The organism is Spongiimicrobium salis (assembly GCF_043678055.1).
Classification (GTDB): domain Bacteria; phylum Bacteroidota; class Bacteroidia; order Flavobacteriales; family Flavobacteriaceae; genus Spongiimicrobium; species Spongiimicrobium salis.
Map to the genome: position 1 here is coordinate 350,572 of NZ_JBHEQA010000004.1, position 14,933 is coordinate 365,504.

The window sequence follows — 14,933 nt, forward strand, 5'->3', positions numbered from 1 at the left end:
CCAATATCTTTGTTGTTTTACGATTTGTTTACAACTCCTATTAAATTTCTGTTATGGCCGAGAAGAGAGTCAGTATATATTCCGCCTTTAAAACTATTATTTGGCCGAGACGCAACCTTGTATTTATTGGCCTTCTCCTAATTGTTATTGGAAAAGCGGCTAGTTTTGTTACACCCTTTGCTTCAAAATACCTTATTGATGATGTCATCGCCAACAAGAATGTAGACATGCTCAAAGTACTGGTAGTAGCCGTAATCGTAGCTATTTTAATCCAAGCAATAACTTCTTTTTTATTAACTCGAATTTTAAGTGTTCAAGCACAGTTTTTGATTTCGGAACTCCGTTCGCAAGTCCAAAAAAAGGTGTTGTCCCTTCCCATTCGTTTTTTTGACAATACAAAATCGGGTGCTCTAGTTTCTAGGATAATGAGTGACGTGGAAGGGGTACGCAATTTAATCGGTACCGGCCTGGTGCAATTGGTAGGAGGAACCATAACCGCCCTAGTTTCTTTAGTTATTCTCCTGACCATTAGCCCTACGATGACCCTATTTACTTTTGTGCCATTGGCCATCTTTGGCATTATTGCCCTCAAAGCCTTCAAAATCATACGACCTATTTTCAGAAATCGAGGAAAAATCAATGCCGAAGTCAAAGGTAGGCTAACCGAAACTTTAGGAGGTATCCGAGTAATCAAAGGATTTAATGCAGAAACCCAGGAATATAAAATTTTTGAAAAAGGAGTCGATGAACTCTTCCAGAATGTAAAAAAGAGTTTAACCACTACCGCTTTTATGACCAGCTCTGCAACTTTTCTCATTGGAGTGGCTACAACCGGAGTTATGGGATATGGAGGTTATAAGATTATACAGGGGGAATTGACCATAGGAGATTTTTTATTGTTCACGGTACTTCTAGCACAAATGATCGCCCCAATTGTCCAAATGAGCAATATTGGGAGTCAGTTTACCGAAGCGTTGGCAGGCTTGGACCGTACGGAAGAACTCATGAACATGGTGCCCGAAGCTGAAGAGGCTGATCGTACCTTGGCCTTGGAAGATATTCATGGCGATATTAGCTTTAAGGAAGTTTCCTTTGCTTATGAAGAGGACAAAGAGGTACTGCACCATATTAGTTTTGAGGCAAATTCAGGAGATGTTATTGCCCTTGTGGGCAGTTCGGGCTCTGGAAAATCTACCATTGCCGGCTTGGCCGCTACTTTTTTAAATCCGCGTTCCGGTACCATTACCATAGATGGCAAAGATTTGTCCAAAGTACAATTGGGAAGTTACCGGCAACATTTGGGCGTCGTATTACAAGACGAGTTTCTCTTTGAAGGAAGTATTCGGGAAAACATATTGTTCCCAAGACCCAATGCCAGTGAAGAAGAACTACAAAATGCGATCAAAGCTGCTTATGTAGACGAATTTACGGATCGTTTTGAAGAAGGTTTGGATACCTTAATCGGGGAACGGGGGATAAAATTATCAGGTGGGCAACGCCAGCGCATTGCCATTGCCCGAGCCATTCTTGCCAATCCTAAAATTCTGATTTTGGACGAAGCTACTTCAAATCTGGATACGGAAAGTGAAGCCTTAATTCAAAAAAGTTTGGCCGAACTGACCAAGGGAAGGACCACCTTTGTGATTGCCCACCGCTTAAGCACCATTAGAAAGGCCAATCAGATTTTGGTCATCGAAAATGGGAGCATTGCAGAACAAGGCACGCATGACACCCTTATTGCCAAGGAAGGTCGATACTACAATCTATTTACGTACCAAGCAAGAATTTAAATCACGTACAAGACCTATACTTGGGCTTTACCTCATCTCTTAAAACTATATTTATAGTAATATAACTATTTTTATAGTCATAGATCAAAAATTTGATTATCTTCGCCTTATGAAAGACTTGACAAAAGCAGAAGAGCAGGTGATGAAATACCTTTGGAATTTAGAGCATGCCTTTCTTAAAGACATTGTGGAACAATTTCCGGAACCCAGACCTGCATATACCACTATCTCTACCGTCATCCGAGTGTTAGTGAAGAAAAAATTTGTGCATTTCAGAACTCATGGAAAAGTACATGAATACTACCCTTTAATTTCTAAAGACAGCTATTTCAAGGGACATTTCAAAGCTGTAGTGCGCGATTTTTTTAGCGGTTCTATGAGTAAGTTTGCCCTTTTCTTTACCAAAGACGAAGACCTCAGTCTTACCGAGTTGGAACAAATGAAATTAATGATCGATGAAAAAATAGATCGCTTAAAAGAGGAAAATGACTGATCTTCTCACCTATTTTTTTCATAGCAGTATGGTATTCTCCATACTTTACCTTTTTTTCCGTCTTTTTTTACAGCAACTCACCTTTCATCATACCAATCGGTGGGTACTACTTGCTATAATACCTTTGGCTTTAGGCCTTCCATTAATACAAGCGTTTTTTCCGCTGGTCACCCTTTCATACCCCGATCCGGAAATTCCGATATTTACGGAACAATTCTTTAGCGGTACTTCAACACTAAAGGCCGTTCCATTATCGGAAGATGCCGTTTTTAAGCATAACTATCCTCTATACATCTTTGGAATATATGTTCTTGGGGTGCTGTGGCATAGCATACGTTTTATACAAAGCTTGCTTCATGTACGATCTTTACGTCAAAATTCGGAAATGGTTTCTACGGATGGGGTTCATTTTCTTTTGGCCGATGTCCCCACTATTTTTTCTTGTTTCCATTGGATTTTTATTCCTAAAAAAAACCAAGGGGTTTATAACTCAAACATCATTGAACATGAAAAAGTTCATGTTCGCCTAAAGCATTCCAGGGACTTAATTTTAAGTGAACTATACGCCATTGTATTTTGGTACAATCCGCTAGTCTATTTATTTAAAAAGTCATTGAAAGCTATCCATGAATTTCAGGCAGACCATGCTGTAGTGCAACAGACCCAGGATAAGATTGCCTACTTAACCTTATTGAAAACCCATATTTCCAATATACACACCAGTACCTTATATAGTAATTTTCATCAACCCATTATTAAAAAACGAATAGACATGATTACAAAAAAGAATTCCCCATCAACAAATGTATTACGCTATAGCATCCTGCTTCCGCTCATTATTTTCTTTGTAATGGCTTTCCGTACGGCCGAACCTGAAAAAATTGTACTTCCTGCTGCTATAGAAAATTCATCTTTTGATACTGTGCCCCATGAAGTCGCCTCCCTTGATGCCTTGCCCAATTTTATATTTCCTATAGAAAATAGCACTCCAGAAAATATTACTTCCCCCTTTGGTCAGCGAAAGAAAGACCCCATACGGAAGAAACCCATTTTTCATCGAGGTATCGATGTTCGTGCCAAAAGTGGTACACCTATCATTGCCGTTGCCGATGGTGTTGTAACCTATGCCGCACTAAAAGGGGATTGGGGCAACCTCATCCATATACGACACAGTGACGGGTATGAAACAGCCTATGCCCACTTAAAGGGCTTCGCAGTGAAAGCGAACGAAAAAGTAAAAAAAGGAGCAATCATTGGTTATGTGGGCAATACAGGAGCATCATTAGGACCACATTTACATTTTGAAATCAAAAAAGACCAGAAACCTGTAGATCCCATGTCCTTTTTTGACCAATAGATTTACCCCATCAACCTTTTGCGATGCGAGACACAAGCGCTTCTAGAAATATAGGTGTCGATGTTTTAAGAGGAATGGCCATTCTTATGGTCATCCTTTTACATTTAAACCTAAAGGTTCCCTTTAAAGAGACCTATTTGGGAGCACTACTTCCCAAAAAATGGTATTCTTTATTTTTTTGGAGTGGTTTTTATGGTGTAGCCATGTTCTTTGTAATTTCGGGCTATCTCATTACAAATTCTGCCATACAAAAATGGGGAAATTTACCCAAGATGTCCATAAAACACTTCTATTTGATGCGCTTTGCCCGCATCATCCCTTTATTGACTGGCTTACTCCTAGTGTTGAGCATTCTCCATCTCTCAGGGGTGCCAGGATTCATTTTAAATCCCGAAAAAACTTCATTGATCAGAGCTCTTTTCGCAGCATTGACCTTTCATTTTAATTGGTTGGAAATTCAGGTGGGGTACCTTCCTGCCAATTGGGACATTTTGTGGTCTCTATCCATTGAAGAAGTGTTCTACCTCTTCTTTCCAGTGCTCTGTATTTTCTGTAGAAAAGAATGGCATTTTGTGGTGCTGGTCAGCATATTTTTTATCGTATCGCCCTGGGCAAGAACACAGCTGTTCCCGGGAAATGAGTTGGGCGATAGAAATCACTTGGCCTACATCGATGCCATAGCCATAGGCTGTATGACAGCTTTGCTTGCCCATAGGGTAAAGATTCCCAAGAAAATTGGGGTTGGCCTGCTTACAGTAGGCTGGATTTTTATCACCTTCATCCTATTTTTTAGAAGAACAACCTATCAATGGGGACTCACTAAAAATGGACTCTACATCACTGTTCTGGCTATTGGGGTAGGTCTCGTCCTCTTATGGATGCATTCTCGTCACCAATCCAAAAAACAAGTCCATTATCCCATTTTTAGATGGTTGGAGCACTTGGGAAAACATAGTTATGAGATTTATCTCACTCACATGTTTGTTATTATTTCTCTAGTAGCCCTATTTAAAAGCTGGGATTTATCGCAGTTTTGGATTACACCATTGTATCTTTTAACCATTGTCTTTTCATTACTCTTGGGCAAAGCTATTGCCCGTTATTTTACAAATCCGATCAATAGATGGTTACGAAAAAAATGGATTCCTTAAATACGCAATCGTTATAGTTGTACTACTCCATTATTTTAATAGGAAAACCTACTTTTTAATTTGGCAATCCTAGAAATATATTCCTAATTTGCGGGAAGGCCGCTCCCTTTTCAGGAGGCAATTCAATTTTTCAAATTAAAAGTAGTACCCATGAGAATCCCTATTGCAGTTCTTTCTTTCATCAGTGTATTTTTGTTCCATAGCTTTGCTCCTAGTGACGTTGATATATCCCTGGATCCTCCAAAAAAAATGAAGGCGCTCATCGTTGAAGGCCAAAACAATCATTTCATATGGCCAAAAACCACCTTGATGATGAAAGATTATTTGGAACAGACTGGCATGTTCGAGGTAGATATCATGCGTACCTCCTACATTTGGGCAGGTGCTAATTACTATGCTCCAGAGGTAAATGAAGCTATTATCTATTTCAATAATCACTATAGTGAGGGAAGGGATAAAGGCACAGAAATTTTAGCAGACCCCAAAGCGGACCCCAACTTTAATCCTAATTTTGAGCAATACGATGTGGTCATTTCCAATATGGGGGAGCGAAGTGCCCCATGGCCTGCGCAAACAAAGAAAAATTTTGAAAAATACATGGCCAACGGTGGCGGACTAGTTGTCGTACACGCTGCCAATAACCCCTGGGGCGATTGGGATGAGTTTAATAAAATGATCGGGCTTGGAGCTTGGGGAGATAGAGATATCAATAGTGGCCCTTATGTATATTATGACGACCAAGGAAATATACAACGCGACGGTTCCGATGGTATTTGCGCTTCCCATGGACCACAATACGAATTTGCCTTGGAAACTAGGAATGCAACACACCCCATTATGAAGGGACTCCCCACAACTTGGTTACACGCCAAGGATGAATTGTATGACCGTATGCGGGGGCCTGCAGAAAATATGACTGTCTTGGCTACGGCCTACTCCGATGTAGAAAAAAACGGACCTCCCTGGAATCCTTCCGTAAAAGGTACAGGCAGACACGAGCCTATGCTAATGACCGTAAATTATGGCAAGGGAAAGATTTTCCATACGGCCCTTGGGCATTGGGATTACTCTATGGAATGTGTTGGCTTTATTACTACCTTCCAACGCGGATCAGAGTGGGTTGCCACAGGAAAGGTTACTCAGGAAATCCCCCAAGATTTTCCAACAAAAGACAAAGGAAGTTCCCGGAAATGGAAACAACAATAAAAATGATATCACAAAAAAGGCCCTTCAGAAATTGAAGGGCCTTTTTATCTTATCCTTAATGAAGTACAAAGTTATTCGTTATATTTAAAATTATCTTTTGTACTTTTTATGGAAACCTACGCCAAAGTTTTGTTGATTGCCATTCCTTTTTTTATTGGATTGGTATTGCTTGAAATTCTATATGGACATTTCATAAAAAAACAATTCCATAGGCCATTGGATACTATTTCTAGCCTAAGTTCAGGGTTGACCAATATTATCAAAGATTCCCTTGGATTGGCACTTATTATTATTTCCTATCCTTTTTTATTGGAACATTTGAGTATTTTTCAGATAGAATCCACACTTATCGTTTATATCGTGGGATTTATCTGTATTGACTTTGCCGGATATTGGAATCACCGATTAAGTCATAAAGTCAATTTTTTTTGGAACCAACATCTCATTCATCACAGCAGTGAAGAATTTAACCTTGCCTGTGCGCTACGCCAATCCATTTCAAATATTTTGGCCTATTTTCCCCTATTGCTCCTTCCCGCAGCCATTCTAGGCGTGCCCGCTGAAGTCGTCAATATTATAGCCCCCATTCACTTATTTGCCCAATTTTGGTACCATACCCGATACATTGGTCATTTAGGCTGGTTGGAATATCTTATAGTAACTCCTTCACAGCACCGGGTACATCACGCCATAAACCCCGAATACATTGACAAAAACCTGGGACAGATTTTTAGTATATGGGATCGCATGTTCCACACCTTTCAAAAAGAATTAAAAGAAGCTCCTCCCGTTTATGGCATTCTTAAACCTGCTGCCACATGGAACCCCATACGTATTAACTTTCAACATATTTGGCGACTCATACAAGATGCCTGGAGAACAAAAACCTTAAAGAACAAATTGATCATTTGGTGTATGCCCACAGGTTGGCGTCCTGCAGATGTAAAGGAAAAATACCCTCTAAAAGGCATTGAAGATGTCTATAATTTTACCAAATACAGAACAGAAGTTTCCAACGCTTTTATATGGTATGCCATGTATCAACTTTTAAGTTGTACTGGACTCTTACTTTTTATGTTTTTCAATTTTGCAAATCTTCAGTACAACCAACTTTTACTATATGGTTTTTTCCTTTTCATTAGTGTATATGGATATTCTTCTTTGATGGATCGGGAAAAATCTGCAAAGTGGATCGAGTTTGCTAGGAGCGCATTTGGATTGGCGTCCCTATCTTTTACAGGAGATTGGTTTGGGATTCAGCAGCATTGGCCCTCGGCTATTTTCATTATAATAGTATATTTTTTGAGTACCATTCTAGGTACGATCTACTTTACTTATTTGGAAAAAACCAAGGTACAAACAGCATCATTCCGCTAATCAAAGAAAAGGAAAGTTCCTGCCTTGTTCAAGTTGCTTGTATACAAAAGGGGATGGTTCGATGCTTTTTTAATCTTCAATTTCCCCAATTAAAATTCGTGTCATTTTTGATTTTGGGATTCTTCGTTTCGCACAAAATACAAGCTTCCTTATAACATTTCCGAATCATAGATATCACAGAGCGCATAGGCTGTGATAAACACACAATTAATTGGGTTATTTTTTTCTACTTTTCCCAATGTAGCAACATGCGTACTATATTTTCTATCGATTTCTAATTCGCTCAGGTAGTAAGTGTTGTTGTTGACGACAACAGTTAATTTTGTAGTGTCAATAGTTTTCAAAGGAATACTCAAACCTCTTCCGTCTGCTTTTACAATAGCCTCTTTTCGCGTCCAAAACCTATAGAACTTTTCTATACTATTTATTTCTTTTTTTTCCTGAGGAGACCATACACTGTCAAAATCTGTAAAAACAACAGGTTTCATTTCTTCAATATCAATGCCAATAGTTTTATAATGACAATGACTTATTGCACAGACGATATATTCTCCAGAATGGGAAATATTAAAACTCAAGGAATCATCTTCAAAATAGGGCTTCCCTTGTTTGGATTTTCTCATTGTCATTAGAGAATCATCCTTTCCCAATTGACGCAATCCATATTTCAATAGTAATTTCCCGTACAGATAAGCATGTGAATCCTGCCAACGGTGATATCTCCTTGCCCTACGTTGCATCATTATAGGAAGCAGTGAAATTGCCCTGGTATACTCGTAATTCGAGAGTTTTTTGCAAAATGTGTAATAGACAGAGGTCATAAAAGTAGATTTGAACAAAAACTTTATCTTATTGTATAATTTCCACTATCTTTTCTATTCATTAAAAGACTATAAGGAATATCATAAGCGTTCTATGTATAAATTTAATGTTCTCAATATTTCATTTTTCCCAAATATTCCAATTCTCCAGTGAAGAGGAAACGCACCAAATCTCCTGTACGGTACATTTTTCCCTGTCCAAAGAATAAATCGTCGACAAAGTGTTTTTTATCTAATTGCGGATTGTTTAAATATCCATATGTCACTCCATCCCCTCCAACACATAACTCTCCCGCACACCCATAGGGAAGGACTTCTAGTTTTTTATTAACAACATAGCATCTAACCAGAGGTAATGGCTTTCCTATATTATTCAATGAATATCGTACTGCAGTATCCCAAGTTAGTTTTTTTAAGGTTGTAAATACTGTTGTTTCTGTATTCCCATATATTTTAAAGAGATGAACTTGAGGGTGTTTTTTACTCCATTCCCGTATTTTAGATGCGCAGCTTATTTTCCCCCTTAAAATCACATATCGCAATGAAGGAACTTCTATGCCCGAATCTACAAAATCGCAAAATTGCGAAGATGTTTGACCAAAAATTGTGACGTGATGGTCATTCATTGACCTTACGTATGAAGTACTATTTTGAGTTTCCTCCTCATTAACGAGGACCAAATTTCCTCCATTTAAAAGACATCCAAAAATTTCCCAAATGGAAAAATCCGTACTATATGAATGATACAATAACCAAGAATCTTTTGAAGAAAGTTCAAAATTTTTATTGCACGATTTTAGCAGCGAGAGTACATTATTATCCTGTACCATGACCCCTATATATTTCTCCTTAAACTTGGACGTATACATAATATTGACAATGCTGATATTTCCTGTAGTTGTTATAGGGGTCGCTTTTTTGGCGTGCCTAAAAGTCGTTATATATTGATTTAAGAACTTCTCATCAATTATTAGTTTGCAAAAAGTATCTTTAAGAATAAATTCTTTCTTTTCCAACGGACAGTTCGGGTCAATTGGCACATAACTGGCTTCACATTTTAAAACGGCTATTATGATCGCTATCAACGTTTCTGATTTTGGCAACATGACCGCAACAAAGTCACTTTCTTCTATTTCAAATTGATCAATTAAAACATTGGCCATTTGATTGGATAAAATATCCAATTCGGAATAATCCATATTTCCATTCGACCAACTTATTGCAATTTTACCTCCATCATTTTCAACTTGCCTTCTAAAACAACTAATAATGGATTCATTTACATGACTCAAAACGTATATCTTCTTTTTTATCGCTTCCGATATTGGTAATCTAAATTTTTGATAAATTTTATGCTTATTCGAATATTAAAAAGGAATATAGGTATTCGGTCGTCATTGAAACAGATGCATAAGTTTCCTAAGAAACATACTCCTAAAGAGAAAATTTCATTACTACTGTTTTCTTCATATATAACTATACTTTATTCAATATGTCATTCATTTTTATTCCTAGCCTGCATTGGGGAGTTCAGAAAAATAAAAAGACGGGATATTGGCTACAATATTCTGCTTTAAAGAATTCACACAAACTTGAATTGTACATTTATCCCGAATCTGTAAAACTTCGCATTCCAGCCCCATTAAGGGGCCAAATTTTATCTTACTGATTTGTCCAATTTTAGGTTGATAGGGAGCTTGTTTCACGTTCGTAATATCTTTGTTTCCTACTAACAATTTCATATGCGTTATTTCATTTTCCCGAACAATGGCATATTCATCTGAAAAACGAATATAGGCTGATGCACCATTGATATTAAGTGCTCTATAAAAATCCATTGGAGAGTTAATTTTAACGAATACATACGAACTAAAAAGTGGAATCTCTATTTTCTTCTTCCTATCGCTCCATTTTCTAACTGTACTAATAAGCGGTAAAAATGCTTCTAATTTATTTTCCAATAATAAGCTGTATACTTTCTTTTCATGACGAGATCTCACGTATAGCACATGCCAACCTATTCTATTTCTTTGTTTCATAATTAATTTTCTTTAAGTAACACAAACAGTTAAATTTCAATAGACTGCCACCAGCAATATTTTACCCAAAATATGGGTGTATTTTCTTGTGCTGATATTGCATTGAATTTTATGCAGTCACGGTACGGTAAAAATCCTCGAGATTCAGAATGAAATGTTGCAAAACCTTTTTTTGCAGTAAAGGTTTCTAGGTTTAAAATTATCGTGAAATTTGAGGACCTTTATAGCCACAACCTGTAGGTTATTGCCATAAACAAACTTAAAGTATGAGGTATCCTCATCGCAAGTTTATTGAGGCTGTATTCAGGAATTCCGACTGCTTTTCACGGAATTCAATTCTACTTTAAAGTATTAAGTCGCCCCCTAATTAAATTACTGATTGTGTTCATAAAACATAGGGCAATAGAAGCAGATCATAAGAACAAAAAAAAGGAAGAATATGAATCGGATAAATTGTTTTTACTTTGCCAACCAAAAGTTTAAATTTAGAAATTTAAGCTTAGGCAATGCCATCCATAATCCAAAGTCATGAAGTAATAATGTTGCCTAGAAGTGGTAGTTTCAGAAGACATGCCCAAAAAAAAAATAGCATGCATACACCATACATTAAGTAGTTTCTTCAAAAAATAATTCTTTGTACCATTTACTTCAAGTTCGACTTTTCGAACGAACATTTTACGAACAAAAATAATTTGTGGGTAACCCGTAAGTGCTATCAGTTGTGCAAGATAGAAAGTTATGTAGGGATATTCATCTACTTAAAATATACTCCAAATACATGCGCATGACGGATTTCGGCATCTTGCTTTTCAACCAGATATAATCCCTTAAAAACTATGGCCGAAACTCATTTTACATACCATTTAGGGTAGAAGTCTGTACTCGCATTATGGAGCGATCGTAAACAGGAAAGGTGCTCCGAAAATAAAGAAGTAGAGTTGTTGCTAGAGTTTAGGAAATAATCAACCTTCGGTCGTAAAAGTCGTTGTATACTCTTCTTTCGTTCTATCCGTATCCTTTCCTCCCTGAATCTGATTTAGGTTTTTAAGCTTTGTAATGCGAAGTTTACCCAAATTTAGATTTTTTTCTTTTTTCTTTGATTTCATTTCAAATATATGTTTAGTGAAGGTTTTTCATCAAATATAAAATGAATACTTCTTAATTTACTCTAAATTAATGAAATATGGTCTTTTTTCAGGAATTTACCGGTCTACTTTCAGGAATTCAGACCACATAAAAAAAGATTTAACCATATAATAATGTAATCTTTTTCTTTATGTGTATACTTCCTGAGATATTCTCCATAATCCACAAAGTACAACGAAAAAACTGTGACACTTCTAGGAACAAGTCTAAACATAGATAGCGTTTCCAACTTTAAACAATTTAATTTTTAAAGTAACCTTCTACAGTTTACCTAATGATCCAGCAACGTATCAATACTATAATTTTGAGAAAAACAAAGGCAATTTTGAACGAACCACTATTGGAAAATGTTAAGAATCACGACCTATTTTCATCGACTACCACTTTCTCTAGTTCTTTAAGAAAAAATGAAGGATAGATACCAGTACTTTTGAAAAAGGATTTAGAAAAAGCTTCAGCAGTATTAAATCCTACTTCCATCGCTATTGCCTTAATGGTGTAGCGTCTGAATACTTCATCTGTTTTTAATTTCTCGATAACAAAATCAATTCGCAAATCATTGATATAATTGCTAAAGCTTTTTTCTTTATAGATATTGATTACTTTGGAAAGGTACTTAGAATTTGTTTTAAACTCCTTTGCAAGGATACTTACCGTAATATTTGATGCAATAAAACTTTGATTTTCCTCAAACAACCTTAGATTCTTAAGAATATCATTGATAATAATCTTAGATATTCCAATACCGCCCTGATTCTCCATCTGTCGGTTCACCATAGATGTGCTTTTTCCTGTGTCCTCTTGTTTCGTTTTTCTTGCTTTGTTTGTTTTCTCTAAAAGTTCTGTAAACCTTTGTTTATAAATTCTCTTTTTTCGAACATTCTGAAATAAGAATAATAATAGAAGACCAGACAATACCGCCAACACAATGACGATAACCGCGGTACTTCTTTTTTCTTTTTCAAGAGAATCTATAACTGCTTGTTTTTCTAAAATCAGATTGGGCGTGTAGTATTTTTTATCGATTTGTTCATAAAGATATTTAAAGTCCTCATCCAAAATACTATCCAAGGCAAGCAAGCGGTCAATATAGAAAAGCTGATTTTCAACATCTTCCTTTTCTTTATAATATCCAATCATTGTTTCGTACATAGATTGCATTGTAGGCTCAAAAAACTTGTTGGCAAAGGCTGTAGAATCTACTACTTCAAAATATCTTAGAGCATCTTCTATTTGACCTTGTTCAAAATAGTTTTTCCCTAGGGTGAGGTCCGTGATGATCCATCTACTAGTATCGAATCCCTGCTTGAGAATTATATCCTTTAATTTTAAAAGACTATCTATACTGGAGCGATATTCCTTTTTAAGGAAATGTGTTGTACCCGAGTTTAAAAGAATATGCGGATATAATACGCTATCCTTTGTTTTCAAGGATAATGCTATAGCTTTTTTATTCGTGAGGGAAGCACGGTCGTAATCTTCATTATAATTGTATGAATTTCCCAATGCGAAAAGCGATTTAATATAAAACTCCTGATAATCCAATGTATTATTTGCATTTTTTTCTTTGTAGTACGTCGTTATGGATTGCAGAAGATTGAGTGCTTCTTGATGATTTCCCAAATTTCCTTGTAAGACCGCAATGTAGTACTTGGTCTCATATTGTTGGTCAATATTTTTATTCAAATTAGCATAGCGATTTGCCTTTACAAGCTCATCCATTGATAATTGATATCTCCCCCTAGCTCCATATAGCTTAGCCTTGAACAAGTAGGCTCTTGCTGGGTAATTAAAATTTTCTGTATTCCGTGTTAACGCAATAATACTATCTGCGTACCTAATGGCATCTTTCTCTTGGACTAGGGTGGCCAATTCATAATACGCATCATATATCTCGTCCGTTCTTTCTGAAATTTTGGCTATTCGTAATTTTTCCTCAGCTAAAACCCTACTCCTAATGGAATCATTGATCCGTAAATTATCTTGTTGAGCATATGGTATATAATTGCCTGGTATATCCTGTACCGAACTATCTAATTTTGCAATACAAGTACTGTTTCTCCCATGGAGAAAAAAAAACCAAAAGAGCTGAAATAAAAAAATACTTTTCTTCATATATTCAGCATGATGTTTTCGATTTGGGTGGCAACATAAAAAAGACATTCCATAGAATTCTAAGGCAGATGTTTTTCTTAATTTCTTCTAATATAAGGATATTTTTCTAGTATGGATAAATTATATCCTTTCTAATCTTAGCGAAAATCTGTCATTTTTAATATAATATTTCATCTTCTAATTTCCATAATTACGCTACTATATTGACATCCAAGGATTATTAATTTTAATAATAATATTTCGTTTTTGAATTTCCATTGTTTCCTCTTTCTATAATTTTGTTCGGTTGTTTTCCTAAAAACCTTCTTTGAACAAGATTAAAATCCATTATACTTCTTCAATTTTTGTGTACTATATTTACATGTTCATTAATCTAAAAAATGTTATCCGTTCTTTTAAAAAAATATTCTAAATGATGTCTTGTTGTAGTATGTTGAATTTAACAAGAGTATTTCAATCCGTCTAAAATTATCACTTCCTTTCCAAGTGCTTGTTCCATATTCTTTTATGACATTTAAGATTATAGGCAACGGCTACTAGACAGCGGCATAGAATTGCTGTATCTATATCAGTTATTTTTTAAATTAAAAAAAGCCTTCCCATTTCTGGAAAGGCTTTTTTTTTGAGAACAATACTCTTTATTAAAAAATACTCTTAATGACATTATTTTCTTTAGAAGTTATAGCAACACATTTTCTTTAAACCACGTTTCTTTCTTTAAATAATGCATCGGGAAATGTTTCATAAAACAATTCATAGTATTTTGAAAATCTTGACTTATCTAGATATTCATTGATGTTCCAATTGGATAAATCTGCCTGATGAAATCCAAACTGCCCCTCCCATCGTTCCTTTTCAAGACTGAATTTATCGGCTATTTCACGAGACGCAAATTTAATCCCTTGTTTTCGTAGATATGCACCATAGGTTCTGCAAATAATATAATCTTCAGGATGAAACTCAAAGATACATGGGTCATGAGCGAGCATTTTTAACAGCTTTTTACTTCGTAGGCTAAAACCTCCATTCCCAATGTCATACGCGTCTTGATACCAAGGCCAACATGCTCCTATATAATCAAATTCAAGAAAAGAATCACTCCAATTATCAGGGTTTAAAACAAATCCATCATGTTGAAAAATCAGGACATAATCCGTGTCAACGTATTTAAAGAGTTCTTTAATCATGAATTTACTGTATTTTTCAATACTGTCAATTTTTGGAATTTTAATAATATCATAATTTGGATATGTTAAATTACTCAACAATTTGACTGCTCCAAACTCTATTTTTTTGGTGCTAATTTCAGCCGCTACGACAAGCCTTTCTATATCTATACAATCAATACCCAAAAGAGTTACATTATTAAGTTTTTTCATAATTCATATGCTTTAATGTCAAAATTATTTTACGCTAAACCTTCTTTTCATGTATGTAG

12 protein-coding genes are annotated in these 14,933 nt (G+C 35.9%); 6 read left to right on the forward strand and 6 right to left on the reverse strand.

The window, feature by feature from the left end:
- Window positions 1–53 precede the first annotated feature (53 nt).
- From ACEXOE_RS18730 to ACEXOE_RS18755, 6 genes are all read left to right on the forward strand, one after another.
- Window positions 54–1,790, forward strand: coding sequence for an ABC transporter ATP-binding protein (locus tag ACEXOE_RS18730; protein WP_394750379.1), 1,737 nt, complete (start codon window positions 54–56; stop codon window positions 1,788–1,790).
- 109 nt (window positions 1,791–1,899) lie between these two features.
- The gene (locus ACEXOE_RS18735; RefSeq protein WP_394750380.1) at window positions 1,900–2,283 is read left to right on the forward strand and encodes a BlaI/MecI/CopY family transcriptional regulator; all 384 of its coding nucleotides are present in this window, start codon (window positions 1,900–1,902) and stop codon (window positions 2,281–2,283) included.
- Complete coding sequence (locus tag ACEXOE_RS18740; RefSeq protein ID WP_394750381.1) at window positions 2,276–3,640, forward strand: peptidoglycan DD-metalloendopeptidase family protein; 1,365 nt, start codon at window positions 2,276–2,278, stop codon at window positions 3,638–3,640. Before ACEXOE_RS18735 ends, ACEXOE_RS18740 begins: the two co-directional genes overlap by 8 nt.
- A 23-nt stretch (window positions 3,641–3,663) precedes the next feature.
- Window positions 3,664–4,791: an acyltransferase family protein gene (locus tag ACEXOE_RS18745; protein ID WP_394750382.1), complete on the forward strand. Its 1,128-nt coding sequence runs from the start codon at window positions 3,664–3,666 to the stop codon at window positions 4,789–4,791.
- 150 nt (window positions 4,792–4,941) lie between these two features.
- Window positions 4,942–5,997: a ThuA domain-containing protein gene (locus ACEXOE_RS18750; protein ID WP_394750383.1), complete on the forward strand. Its 1,056-nt coding sequence runs from the start codon at window positions 4,942–4,944 to the stop codon at window positions 5,995–5,997.
- A 108-nt stretch (window positions 5,998–6,105) separates the two neighbouring features.
- Window positions 6,106–7,374: a sterol desaturase family protein gene (locus ACEXOE_RS18755; RefSeq protein WP_394750384.1), complete on the forward strand. Its 1,269-nt coding sequence runs from the start codon at window positions 6,106–6,108 to the stop codon at window positions 7,372–7,374.
- Between the two features lie 149 nt (window positions 7,375–7,523).
- Here the strand turns inward: ACEXOE_RS18755 and ACEXOE_RS18760 are convergent, their stop codons facing one another.
- The 6 genes from ACEXOE_RS18760 to ACEXOE_RS18785 form a co-directional block, all read right to left on the reverse strand.
- On the reverse strand, window positions 7,524–8,195 hold the full coding sequence (locus ACEXOE_RS18760) for a 4'-phosphopantetheinyl transferase family protein (RefSeq protein WP_394750385.1): 672 nt from the start codon (window positions 8,193–8,195) through the stop codon (window positions 7,524–7,526).
- 113 nt (window positions 8,196–8,308) lie between these two features.
- Window positions 8,309–9,487, reverse strand: a complete 1,179-nt coding sequence (locus tag ACEXOE_RS18765) for an AMP-binding protein (protein WP_394750386.1) — start codon at window positions 9,485–9,487, stop codon at window positions 8,309–8,311.
- Between the two features lie 219 nt (window positions 9,488–9,706).
- Window positions 9,707–10,234 (reverse strand): UpxY family transcription antiterminator, encoded by a 528-nt coding sequence (locus tag ACEXOE_RS18770; protein ID WP_394750387.1) that lies wholly within the window; start codon window positions 10,232–10,234, stop codon window positions 9,707–9,709.
- Window positions 10,235–11,196: 962 nt separating this feature from the next.
- Window positions 11,197–11,340: a hypothetical protein gene (locus tag ACEXOE_RS18775; protein WP_394750388.1), complete on the reverse strand. Its 144-nt coding sequence runs from the start codon at window positions 11,338–11,340 to the stop codon at window positions 11,197–11,199.
- A 397-nt stretch (window positions 11,341–11,737) separates the two neighbouring features.
- Entirely contained in the window at window positions 11,738–13,495 is a 1,758-nt protein-coding gene (locus tag ACEXOE_RS18780; RefSeq protein WP_394750389.1) for a helix-turn-helix domain-containing protein, read from the reverse strand.
- A 698-nt stretch (window positions 13,496–14,193) separates the two neighbouring features.
- On the reverse strand, window positions 14,194–14,874 hold the full coding sequence (locus ACEXOE_RS18785; protein ID WP_394750390.1) for a DUF5672 family protein: 681 nt from the start codon (window positions 14,872–14,874) through the stop codon (window positions 14,194–14,196).
- Window positions 14,875–14,933 lie beyond the last annotated feature (59 nt).

Excerpts from the sequence above, each read along its gene's own strand:
- ACEXOE_RS18755 (WP_394750384.1), top strand. The coding sequence starts at position 6,106 with ATGGAAACCTACGCCAAAGTTTTGTTGATTGCCATTCCTTTTTTTATT.
- ACEXOE_RS18750 (WP_394750383.1), top strand. The coding sequence starts at position 4,942 with ATGAGAATCCCTATTGCAGTTCTTTCTTTCATCAGTGTATTTTTGTTC.
- ACEXOE_RS18735 (WP_394750380.1), top strand. The coding sequence starts at position 1,900 with ATGAAAGACTTGACAAAAGCAGAAGAGCAGGTGATGAAATACCTTTGG.
- ACEXOE_RS18780 (WP_394750389.1), bottom strand. The coding sequence starts at position 13,495 with ATGAAGAAAAGTATTTTTTTATTTCAGCTCTTTTGGTTTTTTTTTCTC.
- ACEXOE_RS18760 (WP_394750385.1), bottom strand. The coding sequence starts at position 8,195 with ATGACCTCTGTCTATTACACATTTTGCAAAAAACTCTCGAATTACGAG.
- ACEXOE_RS18770 (WP_394750387.1), bottom strand. The coding sequence starts at position 10,234 with ATGAAACAAAGAAATAGAATAGGTTGGCATGTGCTATACGTGAGATCT.
- ACEXOE_RS18740 (WP_394750381.1), top strand. The coding sequence starts at position 2,276 with ATGACTGATCTTCTCACCTATTTTTTTCATAGCAGTATGGTATTCTCC.
- ACEXOE_RS18785 (WP_394750390.1), bottom strand. The coding sequence starts at position 14,874 with ATGAAAAAACTTAATAATGTAACTCTTTTGGGTATTGATTGTATAGAT.
- ACEXOE_RS18745 (WP_394750382.1), top strand. The coding sequence starts at position 3,664 with ATGCGAGACACAAGCGCTTCTAGAAATATAGGTGTCGATGTTTTAAGA.
- ACEXOE_RS18730 (WP_394750379.1), top strand. The coding sequence starts at position 54 with ATGGCCGAGAAGAGAGTCAGTATATATTCCGCCTTTAAAACTATTATT.
- ACEXOE_RS18775 (WP_394750388.1), bottom strand. The coding sequence starts at position 11,340 with ATGAAATCAAAGAAAAAAGAAAAAAATCTAAATTTGGGTAAACTTCGC.